Source organism: Streptomyces sp. SLBN-8D4 (genome assembly GCF_049739545.1).
Taxonomy (GTDB): domain Bacteria; phylum Actinomycetota; class Actinomycetes; order Streptomycetales; family Streptomycetaceae; genus Streptomyces; species Streptomyces canus_C.
In genome coordinates this window covers 4039624-4056788 of sequence record NZ_JBMGQC010000001.1, presented here as the reverse complement: position 1 = coordinate 4056788, position 17165 = coordinate 4039624, and the positions used below count along the sequence as shown (strand labels likewise).

Sequence of the window (17165 nt, the reverse complement as noted above, 5' to 3'; positions counted from 1 at the left end):
ATGCCTCGTAAGGGCCCCGCCCCGAAGCGCCCGGTCATCATCGACCCGGTCTACGGTTCTCCTCTTGTCACCTCCCTGATCAACAAGGTGCTGCTGAACGGCAAGCGCTCCACCGCCGAGCGCATCGTGTACGGCGCCATGGAGGGCCTGCGCGAGAAGACCAGCAACGACCCGGTCATCACGCTGAAGCGCGCGCTGGAGAACATCAAGCCCACGCTTGAGGTCAAGTCCCGCCGTGTCGGTGGCGCCACCTACCAGGTGCCGGTCGAGGTCAAGCCCGGCCGCGCCAACACGCTGGCGCTGCGCTGGCTGGTCGGTTACTCCCGCGCCCGTCGCGAGAAGACCATGACCGAGCGTCTGCTCAACGAGCTTCTCGACGCTTCGAACGGCCTCGGTGCGGCCGTCAAGAAGCGCGAGGACACCCACAAGATGGCCGAGTCCAACAAGGCCTTCGCGCACTACCGCTGGTAGTCGCAGACCCCATCGAGACCGAGAGAAGACTGAAGCCTTATGGCTACCACTTCACTTGACCTGGCCAAGGTCCGCAACATCGGGATCATGGCCCACATCGACGCGGGCAAGACGACCACCACCGAGCGGATCCTCTTCTACACCGGCGTCAGCTACAAGATCGGTGAAGTCCACGACGGCGCCGCCACCATGGACTGGATGGAGCAGGAGCAGGAGCGTGGCATCACGATCACCTCTGCTGCCACCACCTGTCACTGGCCGCTCGAGGACGACGACTACACGATCAACATCATCGACACCCCCGGGCACGTCGACTTCACGGTCGAGGTGGAGCGTTCGCTCCGCGTCCTCGACGGTGCCGTCACGGTGTTCGACGGTGTCGCGGGTGTCGAGCCGCAGTCCGAGACGGTGTGGCGTCAGGCCGACCGTTACGGTGTGCCGCGCATCTGCTTCGTGAACAAGCTGGACCGTACCGGCGCCGAGTTCCACCGCTGTGTGGACATGATCTCGGACCGTCTGGGCGCCGTCCCGCTCGTCATGCAGCTGCCGATCGGCGCCGAGATGGACTTCAAGGGCGTTGTGGACCTGGTCCGCATGAAGGCGCTCGTGTGGTCCGCCGAGGCGGCGAAGGGCGAGATGTACGACGTCGTCGACATCCCGGCCACGCACACCGAGGCTGCCGAGGAGTACCGCGGCAAGCTGGTCGAGGCCGTCGCGGAGAACGACGACGAGATCATGGAGCTGTTCCTGGAGGGCCAGGAGCCCACCGAGGAGCAGCTGTACGCCGCGATCCGTCGTATCACCATCGCGTCCGGCAAGTCCGACGGTGTCACCGTCACCCCGGTGTTCTGCGGCACCGCGTTCAAGAACAAGGGCGTTCAGCCCCTGCTCGACGCGGTCGTGCGCTACCTGCCGACCCCGCTCGACGTCGAGGCCATCGAGGGCCACGACGTCAAGGACCCCGAGGTCGTCGTCAAGCGCAAGCCGTCCGACGACGAGCCGCTGTCCGCGCTGGCGTTCAAGATCATGAGCGACCCGCACCTGGGCAAGCTCACCTTCGTCCGGATCTACTCCGGTCGCCTGGAGTCCGGCTCCGCGGTGCTGAACTCCGTCAAGGGCAAGAAGGAGCGCATCGGCAAGATCTACCGCATGCACGCGAACAAGCGTGAGGAGATCGAGTCGGTGGGCGCCGGCGACATCGTCGCCGTCATGGGCCTCAAGCAGACCACCACCGGTGAGACGCTGAGCGACGACAAGAACCCGGTCATCCTGGAGTCCATGGACTTCCCGGCGCCGGTGATCCAGGTCGCCATCGAGCCCAAGTCCAAGGGTGACCAGGAGAAGCTGGGTGTCGCCATCCAGCGTCTCGCGGAGGAGGACCCCTCCTTCCAGGTCCACTCGGACGAGGAGACCGGCCAGACCATCATCGGTGGTATGGGCGAGCTGCACCTCGAGGTGCTGGTCGACCGTATGCGCCGTGAGTTCAAGGTCGAGGCCAACGTCGGCAAGCCGCAGGTCGCCTACCGTGAGACGATCCGCAAGGCCGTCGAGCGCGTCGACTACACGCACAAGAAGCAGACTGGTGGTACTGGCCAGTTCGCCAAGGTGCAGATCGCGATCGAGCCGATCGAGAGCGGCGACGCCTCGTACGAGTTCGTGAACAAGGTGACCGGTGGCCGTATCCCGAAGGAGTACATCCCTTCGGTGGACGCCGGTGCGCAGGAGGCCATGCAGTTCGGCATCCTCGCCGGGTACGAGATGACGGGCGTTCGCGTCACGCTTCTCGACGGCGCCTACCACGAGGTCGACTCCTCCGAGCTCGCGTTCAAGATCGCCGGCTCGCAGGCCTTCAAGGAGGCCGCCCGCAAGGCCAGCCCCGTGCTGCTCGAGCCGATGATGGCCGTCGAGGTCACCACGCCCGAGGACTACATGGGTGAGGTCATCGGCGACATCAACTCCCGCCGTGGTCAGATTCAGGCCATGGAGGAGCGGGCCGGTGCCCGCGTCGTGAAGGGCCTCGTGCCCCTCTCGGAGATGTTCGGCTACGTCGGAGACCTCCGCAGCAAGACGTCGGGTCGCGCAAGCTACTCGATGCAGTTCGACTCCTACGCCGAGGTTCCGCGGAACGTCGCCGAGGAGATCATCGCGAAGGCCAAGGGCGAGTAACGCACCGCGTTCGCACGCTTTAGGCTTGACTCCGGAGCCCGGAGGGGCATTCACCCGCATTTGTGGGAGAGTGCCCCCGGGCCGAGGCTTTCCAGCAAAGATCACCTGGCGCCGATGAAGCAAGGCGTTCAGAACCACTCCACAGGAGGACCCCGTGGCGAAGGCGAAGTTCGAGCGGACTAAGCCCCACGTCAACATCGGCACCATCGGTCACATCGACCACGGTAAGACGACCCTTACGGCCGCCATTACCAAGGTGCTGCACGACGCGTACCCGGACCTGAACGAGGCCTCGGCCTTCGACCAGATCGACAAGGCTCCCGAAGAGCGCCAGCGCGGTATCACCATCTCGATCGCGCACGTCGAGTACCAGACCGAGACGCGTCACTACGCCCACGTCGACTGCCCCGGTCACGCGGACTACATCAAGAACATGATCACGGGTGCGGCGCAGATGGACGGCGCCATCCTCGTGGTCGCCGCTACCGACGGCCCGATGCCGCAGACCAAGGAGCACGTGCTCCTGGCCCGCCAGGTCGGCGTTCCCTACATCGTCGTCGCCCTGAACAAGGCCGACATGGTGGACGACGAGGAGATCCTGGAGCTCGTCGAGCTCGAGGTGCGTGAGCTCCTCTCCGAGTACGAGTTCCCGGGCGACGACCTGCCGGTCGTCAAGGTCTCGGCGCTCAAGGCCCTTGAGGGCGACAAGGAGTGGGGCCAGACCGTCCTCGACCTGATGAAGGCCGTCGACGAGTCGATCCCGCAGCCCGAGCGTGACGTCGACAAGCCGTTCCTGATGCCGATCGAGGACGTCTTCACGATCACCGGTCGTGGCACCGTCGTCACCGGTCGTATCGAGCGTGGTGTCCTCAAGGTCAACGAGACCGTCGACATCATCGGCATCAAGACCGAGAAGACCACCACCACGGTCACCGGCATCGAGATGTTCCGCAAGCTGCTCGACGAGGGTCAGGCCGGTGAGAACGTCGGTCTGCTGCTTCGTGGCATCAAGCGCGAGGACGTCGAGCGCGGCCAGGTCATCATCAAGCCGGGTTCGGTCACGCCGCACACCCAGTTCGAGGCCCAGGCCTACATCCTGTCCAAGGACGAGGGTGGCCGCCACACGCCGTTCTTCAACAACTACCGTCCGCAGTTCTACTTCCGTACGACGGACGTGACCGGCGTCGTGACCCTCCCCGAGGGCACCGAGATGGTCATGCCGGGTGACAACACCGAGATGAAGGTGGAGCTCATCCAGCCCGTCGCCATGGAAGAGGGCCTGAAGTTCGCCATCCGCGAGGGTGGCCGGACGGTCGGCGCCGGCCAGGTCACCAAGATCACCGCCTGATCTTGACCTGACAGGTCTCCGAGACCCGTAGGTCTCTGAAGGGGCCCGTACGACTTCGGTCGTACGGGCCCCTTCGCCTTGGTCGGGGGTTGCCCGCCCAGCGGGTGAAGAGTGGGCGAACTCCGCGGGACGCCTTTCCGAGGCTTCGGCCAACTGTCCGCCGAGGCTGCCCCGAATGTTCCTGTCTGGCCACTGTGGGGTGGTTGTGAGGGTCGTAGCCTGAGGCGTCCGGTGGCCACTCCCGGCCCGGGATTCCCTCGTGAGGACGGACGGACCCGCAGGTGTCGATGCAGGACGCGGACAGCAGACGGTCGATACCTCGACGGGTCGTCAGCGGCCTGCAGCAGCCCCTTCCGCCCCTCACGGTGCCCGCCCCGCCGGCCCGGCCCGCCCGCACCGCCCGGCACGCCGTCGTACGCGACCGTGCCGGCCGCCGGCTGTACGCCGTCGACGGCATCCGGCTCCTCGCCGCCCTGATGGTCGCCGTGCACCACTACGCCGGTACCCACCGCGTCGACCAGCCGGGCAACCGCATCTGGGACCGCCCGGTCTCCGACATCATGCCGACGGTCTTCCGGTTCGCCTCCTACGGCTGGATCGGCGTCGAGATCTTCTTCGTGATCAGTGGCTTCGTGATCTGCATGTCCTGCTGGGGCCGTACCCCCCGGCAGTTCTTCACGTCACGGGTGATCCGGCTGTATCCGGCGTACTGGTTCGCCATCGTCTTCACCACGGCCGTCCTGATCACCCTGCCGGGCGTGTGGGACCGCCTGCGCACCCGGGACATCCTGCTCAACTTCACGATGCTGCAGTCCGGTTCGGGCGTGATGAACGTCGACGGCGTCTACTGGACCCTCTGGTCGGAGCTCCGCTTCTACCTCCTGTTCCTGGTGGTCGTGTGGAGCGGCCTGACCTACCGCAAGGTCGTCGTCTTCTGCTGTGTGTGGGGCGCCGCGGCCATGCTCGCCCCGATCTCGAAGCTTCCCCTCCTCGAACTGGTCGCGAACCCGGAGGGCGCCTGGTACTTCATCGCGGGCCTCTCCCTGTACCTGATGCACCGCTTCGGCCAGGACCTGCTGCTGTGGGGCATCCTGGCGATGGCCTGGCTGATGGGCCAGCGGGAACTGGGCCTCAGGATCGACGAGGTCGAGCATGTGTCGGGGTGGCGGGGGAGCGTGGCGATCTTCACGGCGTTCCTGCTCGTCATGGTCGCCGTCGCCCTGGGCGCGACGGACCGCATCCGCTGGAAGTGGCTGGTGACGGCGGGCGCGCTGACGTATCCGCTGTACCTGATGCACTACGCGGCGGGTGCGGTCCTCATCAACCGCCTGCGCGACACCATGGACGCCCGTCTCCTGATCGCCTCCGTCATCGCCGGCTTCATGCTGCTGAGCTGGCTGGTCCACCGGTTCGTGGAGCGCCCGGTGGCACGGCTGCTGAAGCGGGGGCTGGACACGTCGTTCGCGCGGCTGCGGAACGCGGGCGGCTGACTTCCGTACGGCGACTGCGTGTTCTGAGTACGAACGCTCATGCGGGCGACCCGCCCCGGCCGCTGGAATGAACCCATGCCGGACCTCACGCTCGACGACGACCGCGCGACCGGTGCCTGGGTCGCCCCGCTGCTCTCGACGCTCCTGACCCTGCCCGCCTGTGTGCTCGTCTACTTCGCCGGATTCGAGTCGAGCTGCGGCATCGCCTTCCCCGTGCTGCTCGGCGGGTTGGGCCTCGCCCTGTTCCTGCTCGCGGCCAGCTGGGCCCTGCCGTGGGAGCGCCGCAGCACGGGCCGCCGGGTGGGACTCGCCGTGGCGGCCCCGGCGCTGGTGCCGTGCGTGTACGCCCTGTTCGCGGTGCTGGTGGACTGGCCGTAGCCCAAGCGAACGTCATGATCAGGTCATGGGATAGTCTGCGCGCTTCCTGTCCCGCACCACGAAAGAGGTGGTAATGACCACTGGCAGACGCACGGCCACCGGGATCGCGCTCGCGGGGGCCTTGGCCCTCACCCTCCTGAACGCCCCGGCGGCCCAGGCCCAGGACACCGGCATCACCGTGTCCGACATCGTGATCAACAAGGGCAAGCCGATCGTCGTCGGCACCTCGAAGGTGGTGGAGCCGTCCCTCACCTTCACCATCACCCTGCCGTCCGGCTACAGCACGAGCGACCCGTTCCGGTACGACGCGACCCCCTTCCTGTACCGGGGACGTCTGACGCAGGACCTGGACGCCAACTTCGAGAACTACATAGGCCCCGGCGGCTACACCTGCTACGAGCAGAGCGACAGGAAGGCCGACTGCGAGGGGTCCCTCTACATCGACCCCGACCGGAGTCACGACGAGGTCGACTCCAACGCCGACGCCACCACCTGGAAGACCGGCGTCTCCCTGCTCCTGTTCAAGGCCAACGGCAACCTCGCGGCCCACGAACGCGAGACCCGGCCCCTGACCGTCCGGCTCAAGCGGGCCGCGAAGGTCACCGTGGACGCCTCGCCGGAGCCGGTCGTCAAGGGCAGGAAGATCACCGTCACCGGCAAGCTCACCCGGGCCGACTGGGCGACCAAGAAGTACGGCGGCTACGGCGGCCGTTCGGTCACCCTCCAGTTCCGTGAGACGGGCACCAACTCCTTCGTCACGGTCAAGAAGGTCACGACGAGCAGCACCGGCGCCCTGAAGACGACGGTCACCGCCTCGAAGGACGGGACCTGGCGCTGGTCGTACGGCGGCAACGACACGACGGGGGCCGCGAACAGCGGCGGGGATCACGTGGACGTGCGCTGACCAGGGGTTTCGGCTCAGTTGCGGTCTCCCCGCCGAGCGGTGGGGAGACCGGCGCCCGGACGGACCCGGCGTCCACCAGGAGGGGAAGGGAGGCCTCGAGGGCCTCCGCCACGTCGGTCAAAGCGGCAATGTGTTTGACCTGCGTCACTCCCGGGGTATTGTCTCCGGCTCGATTGGCCAGGCCCCTGCCCCGTATGGCAGACTAGCGGGGTTGCTCGGTCGAGTGTTGATGCTGCGCGCCTCCCGCCGGGAGGACCGGAAGCGAGTCCCACAGTACTCGTCGTTCCAACTGCCGTAAGGCAGCGCTGGGACGGACGTACGGGAATCTTTCGGGAAGTGTCAGTGCGGCGCCGACCAGGCACCCGGTGAACTTCTTTCTCAGGCAAAAGATGTTCGAACAAGGGACATCTGTGTCAGTGAGGGTGCGACACACCCGACCGCGTGGGTCGGCGGAAGTCAAGGGAACACCGGGTTCCAGAGCTGTAGAGAGACAGGACTAACGAGTAGCCATGGCGGGACAGAAGATCCGCATCCGGCTCAAGGCCTACGACCACGAGGTCATCGACTCCTCGGCGAAGAAGATCGTCGAGACGGTGACGCGCACTGGTGCGTCGGTCGCGGGCCCGGTGCCGCTGCCCACTGAGAAGAACGTGTACTGCGTCATCAAGTCGCCGCACAAGTACAAGGACTCGCGCGAGCACTTCGAGATGCGCACGCACAAGCGCCTGATCGACATCCTCGACCCGACCCCCAAGACCGTTGACTCTCTGATGCGACTCGACCTCCCGGCCGGTGTCGACATCGAGATCAAGCTCTGAAGGCCGGTGATCTGAGAATGGCTAAGCAGATCAAGGGCATCCTGGGCGAGAAGCTCGGCATGACGCAGGTGTGGGACGAGAACAACCGTGTTGTTCCGGTCACCGTCGTCAAGGCCGGCCCCAATGTCGTGACCCAGGTCCGCACGAACGACGCCGACGGCTACGAGTCCGTCCAGATCGCGTTCGGCGAGATCGACCCGCGCAAGGTGAACAAGCCCCTCAAGGGCCACTTCGCCAAGGCCGACGTCACTCCCCGCCGCCACCTCGTCGAGATCCGTACCGCTGACGCCAGCGAGTACACCCTCGGCCAGGAGATCACCGCTGAGGTGTTCGAGGCCGGCCTCAAGGTCGACGTGACCGGCAAGAGCAAGGGCAAGGGCTTCGCCGGTGTCATGAAGCGTCACAACTTCAAGGGCCTCGGCGCCGGTCACGGCACCCAGCGCAAGCACCGCTCTCCCGGTTCCATCGGTGGCTGTGCCACCCCGGGCCGCGTGTTCAAGGGCCTCCGCATGGCGGGTCGCATGGGCAACGAGCGGGTCACCACCCAGAACCTGACCGTTCACGCCGTTGACGCGGAGAAGGGCCTGCTCCTCATCAAGGGCGCGGTTCCTGGTCCGAACGGCGGCCTCGTCCTGGTCCGCACCGCGGCCAAGGGGGCCTGAGGACTATGAGCACCATTGACATTCTGTCGCCCTCCGGCGACACCGCCGGGACCGTAGAGCTCCCGGCCGAGATCTTCGATGTCGAGAAGATCAGCATCCCGCTGCTTCACCAGGTCGTCGTCGCGCAGCTGGCCGCCGCCCGTCAGGGCACGCACAAGGTCAAGCGTCGTGGCGAGGTCCGCGGTGGCGGTAGGAAGCCGTACCGCCAGAAGGGCACCGGCCGCGCCCGTCAGGGTTCGACCCGTGCGCCGCAGTTCGCCGGCGGTGGCGTCGTCCACGGCCCCACGCCGCGTGACTACTCGCAGCGGACCCCGAAGAAGATGAAGGCCGCGGCCCTGCGCCACGCCCTCACCGACCGGGCCCGCAACAACCGCATCCACGTCGTCTCCGGCGTCATCGAGGGCGAGTCGCCTTCGACGAAGGCCGCCAAGACGCTCTTCGGCAAGATCAGCGAGCGCAAGAACCTGCTGCTCGTCATCGACCGTGCCGACGAGGCCGCGTGGCTGTCCGCCCGCAACCTGCCCCAGGTCCACATCCTGGAGCCGGGCCAGCTGAACACGTACGACGTTCTCGTCTCGGACGACGTGGTCTTCACCCAGGCCGCTTTCGAGTCCTTCGTGTCTGGCCCCAAGGCCGCTGACACCGAAGGGAGCGAAGCCTGATGGCTACGCGTCACCCGAGCATCGCCTCGAAGGCCGCCAAGGCAGCCAAGGCCGCGCGCGTCGCCAAGGCGCGCCGCCACGAGGCCGAGGGCAAGAACACCGTCGTCACCGCGCCCAGCAAGGCGTTCACGGACCCCCGTGACGTCCTGCTGAAGCCGGTCGTGTCCGAGAAGAGCTACGCGCTTCTCGACGAGGGCAAGTACACGTTCATCGTGGCCCCCGGCGCCAACAAGACCCAGATCAAGCAGGCCGTCCAGGCGGTCTTCTCGGTCAAGGTCACCGGGGTGAACACGATCAACCGCCAGGGCAAGCGCAAGCGGACCCGCACCGGCTTCGGCAAGCGTGCCGACAGCAAGCGCGCGATCGTGACCCTTGCCGAGGGCGACCGTATCGACATCTTCGGCGGTCCGTCCGCGTAAGCGGGTCGGATCGTCCGATATCGGACGAGGACTGAGAAATGGGAATCCGCAAGTACAAGCCGACTACGCCGGGCCGTCGTGGCTCCAGCGTTGCCGACTTCGTCGAGGTCACGCGGTCCACGCCGGAGAAGTCGCTGGTCCGCCCGCTGCACAGCAAGGGCGGCCGTAACAACGCCGGTCGTGTGACCGTTCGCCACCAGGGTGGCGGACACAAGCGCGCCTACCGAGTGATCGACTTCCGTCGTCACGACAAGGACGGCGTGCCGGCGAAGGTCGCGCACATCGAGTACGACCCCAACCGCACCGCGCGCATCGCGCTGCTGCACTACGCGGACGGCGAGAAGCGCTACATCCTCGCCCCGCGCAACCTGCAGCAGGGTGACCGCGTCGAGAACGGTCCCGGGGCCGACATCAAGCCGGGCAACAACCTGGCGCTCCGCAACATCCCGGTCGGTACCACGATCCACGCGATCGAGCTCCGTCCCGGTGGCGGCGCCAAGTTCGCCCGCTCCGCCGGTGCCTCCGTGCAGCTGCTGGCGAAGGAGGGCACGATGGCCCACCTTCGTATGCCCTCCGGTGAGATCCGCCTGGTCGACCAGCGCTGCCGCGCCACGGTCGGCGAGGTCGGCAACGCCGAGCAGAGCAACATCAACTGGGGTAAGGCCGGCCGCAAGCGCTGGCTGGGCGTCCGCCCGACCGTTCGCGGTGTGGCGATGAACCCGGTTGACCACCCCCACGGTGGTGGTGAGGGCAAGACCTCCGGTGGTCGCCACCCGGTCAGCCCCTGGGGTCAGAAGGAGGGTCGTACTCGTTCGCCGAAGAAGGCTTCGAACAAGTACATCGTCCGCCGCCGCAAGACGAACAAGAAGCGCTAGGAGCGGGTTTAGATGCCGCGCAGTCTCAAGAAGGGGCCCTTCGTCGACGACCACCTGATCAAGAAGGTGGACGCCCAGAACGAAGCCGGTTCCAAGAACGTCATCAAGACCTGGTCCCGTCGCTCGATGATCGTCCCGGCCATGCTGGGCCACACGATCGCGGTGCACAACGGCAAGACCCACATCCCGGTGTTCGTCACCGAGTCGATGGTCGGCCACAAGCTCGGCGAGTTCTCGCCGACGCGCACCTTCCGGGGTCACGTCAAGGACGACCGGAAGTCGAAGCGCCGCTAAACGCGGATCGCATTCAGACACGTAAGTAACTGAGAGGGACAACCATGGAAGCCAGGGCCCAGGCGCGGTACATCCGCGTTACGCCCATGAAGGCCCGCCGCGTGGTGGACCTTATCCGTGGCATGGACGCCACGGAGGCTCAGGCTGTTCTGCGATTCGCTCCGCAGGCAGCCTCAGTGCCCGTCGGCAAGGTGCTCGACAGCGCCATCGCCAACGCCGCGCACAACTACGACCACACCGACGCCGGCAGCCTCGTCATCTCCGAGGCGTACGTCGACGAGGGCCCGACCCTGAAGCGGTTCCGGCCGCGCGCCCAGGGCCGTGCCTACCGGATCCGCAAGCGGACCAGCCACATCACCGTGGTCGTCAGCAGCAAGGAAGGAACCCGGTAATGGGCCAGAAGGTTAACCCGCATGGGTTCCGGCTCGGTGTCACCACGGACTTCAAGTCCCGGTGGTACGCCGACAAGCTGTACAAGGACTACGTCAAGGAAGACGTCGCCATCCGTCGGATGATGACGTCCGGCATGGAGCGCGCCGGCATCTCGAAGGTGGAGATCGAGCGCACCCGTGACCGTGTGCGTGTGGACATCCACACCGCTCGTCCGGGCATCGTCATCGGCCGCCGTGGCGCCGAGGCCGACCGCATCCGCGGTGACCTCGAGAAGCTCACGGGCAAGCAGGTCCAGCTGAACATCCTCGAGGTCAAGAACCCCGAGACCGACGCTCAGCTGGTTGCCCAGGCCGTCGCCGAGCAGCTCTCCTCCCGCGTCTCCTTCCGCCGCGCCATGCGTAAGAGCATGCAGTCGGCGATGAAGGCCGGCGCCAAGGGCATCAAGATCCAGTGCGGTGGCCGCCTCGGCGGCGCCGAGATGTCCCGCTCGGAGTTCTACCGCGAGGGCCGCGTGCCCCTGCACACGCTCCGCGCGAACGTGGACTACGGCTTCTTCGAGGCCAAGACGACCTTCGGCCGCATCGGCGTGAAGGTCTGGATCTACAAGGGCGATGTCAAGAACATCGCCGAGGTCCGCGCCGAGAACGCTGCTGCCCGCGCCGGCAACCGCCCGGCCCGTGGTGGCGGCGGCGCCGACCGCCCGGCCCGTGGTGGCCGTGGCGGCGAGCGTGGCGGTCGCGGTCGTAAGCCGCAGACGGCTCCCGCTGCCGAGGCCCCCAAGGCCGAGGCTCCGGCTGCCGCTCCGGCTGAGAGCACCGGAACGGAGGCCTGACCGACATGCTGATCCCCCGTAGGGTCAAGCACCGCAAGCAGCACCACCCGAAGCGCCGTGGTCAGGCCAAGGGCGGTACGACGGTCTCGTTCGGCGAGTACGGCATTCAGGCCCTCACGCCGGCGTACGTGACCAACCGCCAGATCGAGGCGGCCCGTATCGCCATGACCCGCCACATCAAGCGTGGCGGCAAGGTCTGGATCAACATCTACCCGGACCGCCCGCTCACGAAGAAGCCTGCCGAGACCCGCATGGGTTCCGGTAAGGGTTCTCCCGAGTGGTGGATCGCGAACGTGCACCCGGGCCGGGTCATGTTCGAGCTGTCCTACCCCAACGAGAAGATCGCCCGTGAGGCCCTGACTCGCGCCGCTCACAAGCTGCCGATGAAGTGCCGGATCGTCAAGCGCGAGGCAGGTGAAGCGTGATGTCGGCCGGTACCAAGGCGTCCGAGCTGCGCGAACTGGGTGACGAGGAGCTGCTGAACAAGCTCCGCGAAGCCAAGGAAGAGCTGTTCAACCTCCGCTTCCAGGCGGCGACGGGTCAGCTCGAGAACCACGGTCGGCTCAAGGCCGTCCGTAAGGACATCGCGCGGATCTACACCCTGATGCGTGAGCGCGAGCTGGGCATCGAGACGGTGGAGAGCGCCTGATGAGTGAGAGCAACGTGACTGAGCAGACTGCAGAGGCCCGCGGCTTCCGCAAGACCCGTGAGGGTCTCGTCGTCAGCGACAAGATGGACAAGACCGTCGTCGTCGCCGTCGAGGACCGCGTCAAGCACGCGCTGTACGGCAAGGTCATCCGCCGTACCAACAAGCTCAAGGCGCACGACGAGCAGAACGCTGCCGGCGTCGGCGACCGGGTCCTCCTCGCGGAGACCCGCCCGCTGTCGGCGACCAAGCGCTGGCGCGTCGTCGAGATCCTCGAGAAGGCCAAGTAATTTCCTGCGGGGCCAATCCCGCAGGTCAGTTCCGCCAGGCTCGGCAGGGGCGCTCGTACTGAGGCCCCTGCCGGGAACCGGCAGACAAACAGGAGATAGACGTGATCCAGCAGGAGTCGCGACTGCGTGTCGCCGACAACACTGGTGCGAAGGAGATCCTTTGCATCCGTGTGCTCGGTGGCTCCGGTCGCCGCTACGCGGGCATCGGTGACGTCATCGTCGCCACCGTCAAGGACGCGATCCCCGGCGGCAACGTGAAGAAGGGTGACGTCGTCAAGGCGGTCATCGTTCGCACCGTCAAGGAGCGCCGCCGTCCGGACGGCTCGTACATCCGCTTCGACGAGAACGCCGCCGTCATTCTGAAGAACGACGGCGACCCTCGCGGCACCCGTATCTTCGGCCCCGTCGGCCGTGAGCTGCGCGAGAAGAAGTTCATGAAGATCATCTCGCTCGCGCCGGAGGTGCTGTAAGCATGAAGATCAAGAAGGGCGACCTGGTCCAGGTCATCACCGGTAAGGACAAGGGCAAGCAGGGCAAGGTCATCGCGGCCTTCCCCCGTGAGGACCGTGTCCTGGTCGAGGGTGTCAACCGGGTCAAGAAGCACACCAAGGCCGGCCCGACCGCCAGCGGTTCGCAGGCCGGCGGCATCGTCACGACCGAGGCGCCCGTCCACGTCTCCAACGTCCAGCTGGTCGTTGAGAAGGACGGCAACAAGGTCGTCACGCGTGTCGGTTACCGCTTCGACGACGAGGGCAACAAGATCCGCGTTGCCAAGCGGACGGGTGAGGACATCTGATGGCTACCACCACGACTCCGCGTCTCAAGACGAAGTACCGCGAGGAGATCGCGGGCAAGCTGCGTGACGAGTTCAAGTACGAGAACGTCATGCAGATCCCCGGTCTCGTCAAGATCGTGGTCAACATGGGTGTGGGCGACGCCGCCCGCGACTCCAAGCTGATCGACGGCGCGATTCGCGACCTCACCACGATCACCGGTCAGAAGCCGGCCGTCACCAAGGCCCGTAAGTCCATCGCGCAGTTCAAGCTGCGTGAGGGCCAGCCGATCGGTGCCCACGTCACGCTTCGTGGCGACCGCATGTGGGAGTTCCTGGACCGCACCCTGTCGCTCGCGCTGCCGCGCATCCGCGACTTCCGTGGTCTGTCCCCCAAGCAGTTCGACGGCCGTGGCAACTACACCTTCGGTCTCACCGAGCAGGTCATGTTCCACGAGATCGACCAGGACAAGATCGACCGTACCCGGGGCATGGACATCACCGTGGTGACCACGGCGACCAACGACGCTGAGGGCCGCGCGCTCCTTCGTCACCTCGGCTTCCCCTTCAAGGAGGCGTGAGCGAGATGGCGAAGAAGGCTCTGATTGCCAAGGCTGCTCGCAAGCCCAAGTTCGGTGTACGCGGCTACACGCGCTGCCAGCGCTGCGGCCGTCCGCACTCCGTGTACCGCAAGTTCGGCCTGTGCCGCGTCTGCCTTCGTGAGATGGCTCACCGTGGCGAGCTGCCGGGCGTGACCAAGAGCTCCTGGTAATCCCGCTTTTCAGGGATTCCGAAGCTCTCGGTAAGTAAAGGGCTCGGTCAGGTGCCCACCCCTCCATGGCTTAGGCTAGGAGGGTTGGGCGCCTGGACGCCCATACGACTTACTACGCCGTAGGTCCACCGCACCGCACCCGCCTCGTCTCGGATCGAGGAGAGGGATGGGCACCTGGAAACCCCGGCGAGAGAGGCCGAAGGCCAATTCATGACCATGACTGATCCGATCGCAGACATGCTTACGCGTCTGCGGAACGCGAACTCGGCGTACCACGACTCCGTGACGATGCCGGCGTCCAAGATCAAGTCTCACATCGCGGAGATCCTCCAGCAGGAGGGCTTCATCACGGGCTGGAAGGTCGAGGACGCCGAGGTCGGCAAGAACCTCGTTCTCGAGCTGAAGTTCGGCCCGAACCGTGAGCGCTCCATTGCGGGCATCAAGCGGATCTCCAAGCCCGGTCTCCGGGTTTACGCGAAGTCCACCAACCTGCCGAAGGTGCTCGGCGGCCTGGGCGTGGCGATCATCTCCACGTCGCACGGTCTCCTCACCGACAAGCAGGCCGGCAAGAAGGGCGTAGGCGGAGAAGTCCTCGCCTACGTCTGGTAGCGGAAAGGAATCGGAGGAAACAGCTATGTCGCGTATTGGCAAGCTCCCCATCACGGTTCCCGCCGGCGTGGACGTCACCATCGACGGCCGTACGGTCTCGGTGAAGGGCCCCAAGGGTTCCCTGAGCCACACCGTCGCTGCGCCGATCGACATCGCCAAGGGTGAGGACGGCGTTCTCAACGTCACCCGCCCCAACGACGAGCGTCAGAACAAGGCCCTGCACGGCCTGTCCCGCACGCTGGTGGCGAACATGATCACCGGCGTGACCCAGGGTTACGTGAAGAAGCTCGAGATCAGCGGTGTCGGTTACCGCGTGCAGGCCAAGGGTTCGAACCTCGAGTTCGCTCTCGGCTACAGCCACCCGATCACCGTCGAGGCCCCCGAGGGCATCACCTTCAAGGTGGAGGCCCCCACCCGGTTCTCGGTCGAGGGCATCGACAAGCAGAAGGTCGGCGAGGTTGCGGCCAACATCCGCAAGCTGCGCAAGCCCGACCCGTACAAGGCCAAGGGCGTCAAGTACGAGGGCGAAGTCATCCGCCGCAAGGTCGGAAAGGCGGGTAAGTAAGCCATGGCATACGGACAGAAGATCCTGAAGGGCGACGCCTACAAGCGCGCCGCGATCAAGCGCCGTCACATCCGGATCCGGAAGAACATCTCCGGTACGGCGGAGCGTCCCCGTCTGGTCGTTACCCGCTCCAACCGCCACATCGTGGCCCAGGTGATCGACGACATCAAGGGTCACACCCTGGCGTCGGCGTCCACCCTGGACACCACGGTCCGCGGTGGCGAGGGCGACAAGTCCGCGCAGGCCAAGCAGGTCGGTGCCCTGGTCGCTGAGCGCGCCAAGGCCGCCGGTGTCGAGGCTGTCGTATTCGACCGTGGTGGCAACCAGTACGCCGGGCGCATCGCCGCCCTGGCGGACGCCGCCCGCGAAGCCGGCTTGAAGTTCTGAGCCGTTCGTAGCTAGCGGAAAAAGAGAGAGGTAATTCCAATGGCTGGACCCCAGCGCCGCGGTGGCGGTGCCGGTGGCGGCGAGCGGCGGGACCGGAAGGGCCGTGACGGCGGCGCTGCTGCCGCCGAGAAGACCGCGTACGTTGAGCGCGTTGTCGCGATCAACCGCGTCGCCAAGGTTGTGAAGGGTGGTCGTCGCTTCAGCTTCACTGCGCTCGTCGTAGTGGGCGACGGTGACGGCACCGTGGGTGTCGGTTACGGCAAGGCCAAGGAGGTGCCGGCCGCCATCGCCAAGGGTGTTGAGGAGGCCAAGAAGCACTTCTTCAAGGTCCCCCGCATCCAGGGCACCATCCCGCACCCGATCACGGGTGAGAAGGCGGCGGGCGTCGTCCTGCTCAAGCCGGCGTCCCCCGGTACCGGCGTTATCGCCGGTGGCCCGGTGCGTGCCGTGCTCGAGTGCGCCGGCGTTCACGACATCCTGTCGAAGTCGCTCGGCTCGTCGAACGCGATCAACATCGTGCACGCGACCGTGGAGGCCCTGAAGGGTCTGCAGCGTCCCGAGGAGATCGCGGCTCGCCGTGGTCTGCCCCTCGAGGACGTCGCTCCCGCGGCTCTGCTGCGTGCGCGTGCCGGGGCTGGTGCTGCGTAATGGCTCAGCTCAAGATCACGCAGACGAAGTCGTACATCGGCAGCAAGCAGAACCACCGTGACACCCTGCGCTCCCTTGGTCTCAAGGGCATCAACACGCAGGTCGTCAAGGAGGATCGTCCCGAGTTCCGCGGCATGGTGCACACCGTCCGCCACCTCGTGACGGTCGAGGAGGTCGACTGATCATGGCGGAGAACAACCCGCTCAAGATCCACAACCTCCGTCCCGCCCCGGGCGCCAAGACCGCCAAGACCCGTGTGGGTCGTGGTGAGGCGTCGAAGGGTAAGACGGCCGGTCGTGGTACCAAGGGTACGAAGGCCCGTTACCAGGTTCCGGAGCGCTTCGAGGGTGGCCAGATGCCCCTCCACATGCGTCTTCCGAAGCTGAAGGGCTTCAAGAACCCGTTCAAGACCGAGTTCCAGGTCGTGAACCTCGACAAGCTGGCCGCGCTCTACCCCGAGGGTGGCGAGGTCACCGTCGAGGGTCTGGTGGCCAAGGGTGCCGTTCGCAAGAACAGCCTCGTCAAGGTCCTCGGCCAGGGCGAGATCTCCGTGGCGCTGCAGGTGACGGTCGACGCCGTCTCCGGCTCCGCCAAGGAAAAGATCACCGCCGCCGGCGGCACGGTCACCGAGCTCGTCTGAGCACGATGACCTGAAGCAGTACCCACCGGGGATACCTCACAACGAGGTATCCCCGGTTGGTCGTTCCACGGCAGGCGGCGGCCCGGGTAAGGTGGCCTGCACTGCTTTCCCACATATTCGTCGA

27 protein-coding genes are annotated in these 17165 nt (G+C 66.2%); all 27 read left to right on the top strand.

Annotated features, from left to right (window positions below):
- The 27 genes from rpsG to rplO all read left to right on the top strand — a co-directional run bounded on the left by rpsG (position 1) and on the right by rplO (position 17041).
- Positions 1-471 (top strand): 30S ribosomal protein S7, encoded by a 471-nt coding sequence (rpsG, locus tag RKD20_RS18100; RefSeq protein WP_007384059.1) that lies wholly within the window; start codon positions 1-3, stop codon positions 469-471.
- Between the two features lie 39 nt (positions 472-510).
- Positions 511-2637, top strand: coding sequence for an elongation factor G (gene fusA, locus RKD20_RS18095; protein ID WP_020118526.1), 2127 nt, complete (start codon positions 511-513; stop codon positions 2635-2637).
- Positions 2638-2791: 154 nt separating this feature from the next.
- Entirely contained in the window at positions 2792-3985 is a 1194-nt protein-coding gene (tuf, locus tag RKD20_RS18090) for an elongation factor Tu (protein ID WP_164423757.1), read from the top strand.
- Positions 3986-4272: 287 nt separating this feature from the next.
- Positions 4273-5475: an acyltransferase family protein gene (locus tag RKD20_RS18085; RefSeq protein ID WP_424883253.1), complete on the top strand. Its 1203-nt coding sequence runs from the start codon at positions 4273-4275 to the stop codon at positions 5473-5475.
- A 75-nt stretch (positions 5476-5550) separates the two neighbouring features.
- Positions 5551-5853: a hypothetical protein gene (locus tag RKD20_RS18080; protein ID WP_424878621.1), complete on the top strand. Its 303-nt coding sequence runs from the start codon at positions 5551-5553 to the stop codon at positions 5851-5853.
- A 73-nt stretch (positions 5854-5926) separates the two neighbouring features.
- Complete coding sequence (locus RKD20_RS18075; protein ID WP_424878620.1) at positions 5927-6757, top strand: hypothetical protein; 831 nt, start codon at positions 5927-5929, stop codon at positions 6755-6757.
- Between the two features lie 509 nt (positions 6758-7266).
- A complete protein-coding gene (rpsJ, locus tag RKD20_RS18070; RefSeq protein WP_003948644.1) occupies positions 7267-7575 on the top strand; it encodes a 30S ribosomal protein S10 in 309 nt (102 codons plus the stop codon).
- A gap of 17 nt (positions 7576-7592) precedes the next feature.
- Positions 7593-8237, top strand: a complete 645-nt coding sequence (gene rplC / locus RKD20_RS18065; protein ID WP_037680411.1) for a 50S ribosomal protein L3 — start codon at positions 7593-7595, stop codon at positions 8235-8237.
- 5 nt (positions 8238-8242) lie between these two features.
- The gene (gene rplD / locus RKD20_RS18060) at positions 8243-8899 is read left to right on the top strand and encodes a 50S ribosomal protein L4 (RefSeq protein ID WP_328780956.1); all 657 of its coding nucleotides are present in this window, start codon (positions 8243-8245) and stop codon (positions 8897-8899) included.
- Positions 8899-9318 carry a 50S ribosomal protein L23 gene (gene rplW / locus RKD20_RS18055; RefSeq protein ID WP_007384067.1) on the top strand — a complete coding sequence of 140 codons (420 nt, stop codon included), beginning with the start codon at positions 8899-8901 and terminating at the stop codon, positions 9316-9318. Before rplD ends, rplW begins: the two co-directional genes overlap by 1 nt.
- A gap of 38 nt (positions 9319-9356) precedes the next feature.
- Positions 9357-10193: a 50S ribosomal protein L2 gene (gene rplB, locus RKD20_RS18050; protein ID WP_007384068.1), complete on the top strand. Its 837-nt coding sequence runs from the start codon at positions 9357-9359 to the stop codon at positions 10191-10193.
- A 12-nt stretch (positions 10194-10205) separates the two neighbouring features.
- On the top strand, positions 10206-10487 hold the full coding sequence (rpsS, locus tag RKD20_RS18045; protein ID WP_007384069.1) for a 30S ribosomal protein S19: 282 nt from the start codon (positions 10206-10208) through the stop codon (positions 10485-10487).
- Between the two features lie 44 nt (positions 10488-10531).
- Positions 10532-10879 (top strand): 50S ribosomal protein L22, encoded by a 348-nt coding sequence (gene rplV, locus RKD20_RS18040; protein ID WP_006604878.1) that lies wholly within the window; start codon positions 10532-10534, stop codon positions 10877-10879.
- The gene (rpsC, locus tag RKD20_RS18035; protein WP_020118534.1) at positions 10879-11712 is read left to right on the top strand and encodes a 30S ribosomal protein S3; all 834 of its coding nucleotides are present in this window, start codon (positions 10879-10881) and stop codon (positions 11710-11712) included. Before rplV ends, rpsC begins: the two co-directional genes overlap by 1 nt.
- A 5-nt stretch (positions 11713-11717) precedes the next feature.
- Complete coding sequence (gene rplP, locus RKD20_RS18030; RefSeq protein ID WP_006140905.1) at positions 11718-12137, top strand: 50S ribosomal protein L16; 420 nt, start codon at positions 11718-11720, stop codon at positions 12135-12137.
- Positions 12137-12361: a 50S ribosomal protein L29 gene (gene rpmC, locus RKD20_RS18025; RefSeq protein ID WP_005481220.1), complete on the top strand. Its 225-nt coding sequence runs from the start codon at positions 12137-12139 to the stop codon at positions 12359-12361. The genes rplP and rpmC overlap by 1 nt, the downstream gene beginning before the upstream one ends.
- Complete coding sequence (gene rpsQ, locus RKD20_RS18020) at positions 12361-12648, top strand: 30S ribosomal protein S17 (RefSeq protein WP_007384073.1); 288 nt, start codon at positions 12361-12363, stop codon at positions 12646-12648. The genes rpmC and rpsQ overlap by 1 nt, the downstream gene beginning before the upstream one ends.
- A 101-nt stretch (positions 12649-12749) precedes the next feature.
- Complete coding sequence (rplN, locus tag RKD20_RS18015; RefSeq protein ID WP_003998823.1) at positions 12750-13118, top strand: 50S ribosomal protein L14; 369 nt, start codon at positions 12750-12752, stop codon at positions 13116-13118.
- A gap of 2 nt (positions 13119-13120) precedes the next feature.
- A complete protein-coding gene (gene rplX, locus RKD20_RS18010) occupies positions 13121-13444 on the top strand; it encodes a 50S ribosomal protein L24 (protein WP_127832083.1) in 324 nt (107 codons plus the stop codon).
- On the top strand, positions 13444-14001 hold the full coding sequence (rplE, locus tag RKD20_RS18005) for a 50S ribosomal protein L5 (protein WP_007384074.1): 558 nt from the start codon (positions 13444-13446) through the stop codon (positions 13999-14001). Before rplX ends, rplE begins: the two co-directional genes overlap by 1 nt.
- A gap of 5 nt (positions 14002-14006) precedes the next feature.
- Positions 14007-14192 carry a type Z 30S ribosomal protein S14 gene (locus RKD20_RS18000; RefSeq protein WP_003948630.1) on the top strand — a complete coding sequence of 62 codons (186 nt, stop codon included), beginning with the start codon at positions 14007-14009 and terminating at the stop codon, positions 14190-14192.
- A gap of 210 nt (positions 14193-14402) precedes the next feature.
- Positions 14403-14801, top strand: coding sequence for a 30S ribosomal protein S8 (gene rpsH / locus RKD20_RS17995; RefSeq protein WP_007384075.1), 399 nt, complete (start codon positions 14403-14405; stop codon positions 14799-14801).
- 25 nt (positions 14802-14826) lie between these two features.
- Positions 14827-15366 carry a 50S ribosomal protein L6 gene (gene rplF, locus RKD20_RS17990; RefSeq protein WP_020118535.1) on the top strand — a complete coding sequence of 180 codons (540 nt, stop codon included), beginning with the start codon at positions 14827-14829 and terminating at the stop codon, positions 15364-15366.
- A 3-nt stretch (positions 15367-15369) separates the two neighbouring features.
- Positions 15370-15753: a 50S ribosomal protein L18 gene (gene rplR / locus RKD20_RS17985; RefSeq protein WP_007384077.1), complete on the top strand. Its 384-nt coding sequence runs from the start codon at positions 15370-15372 to the stop codon at positions 15751-15753.
- Positions 15754-15792: 39 nt separating this feature from the next.
- Complete coding sequence (gene rpsE, locus RKD20_RS17980) at positions 15793-16401, top strand: 30S ribosomal protein S5 (RefSeq protein WP_013001409.1); 609 nt, start codon at positions 15793-15795, stop codon at positions 16399-16401.
- Positions 16401-16583 (top strand): 50S ribosomal protein L30, encoded by a 183-nt coding sequence (rpmD, locus tag RKD20_RS17975; protein WP_005481207.1) that lies wholly within the window; start codon positions 16401-16403, stop codon positions 16581-16583. Before rpsE ends, rpmD begins: the two co-directional genes overlap by 1 nt.
- Before the next feature lie 2 nt (positions 16584-16585).
- Positions 16586-17041, top strand: coding sequence for a 50S ribosomal protein L15 (gene rplO / locus RKD20_RS17970; RefSeq protein ID WP_003974249.1), 456 nt, complete (start codon positions 16586-16588; stop codon positions 17039-17041).
- Positions 17042-17165: the final 124 nt, after the last annotated feature.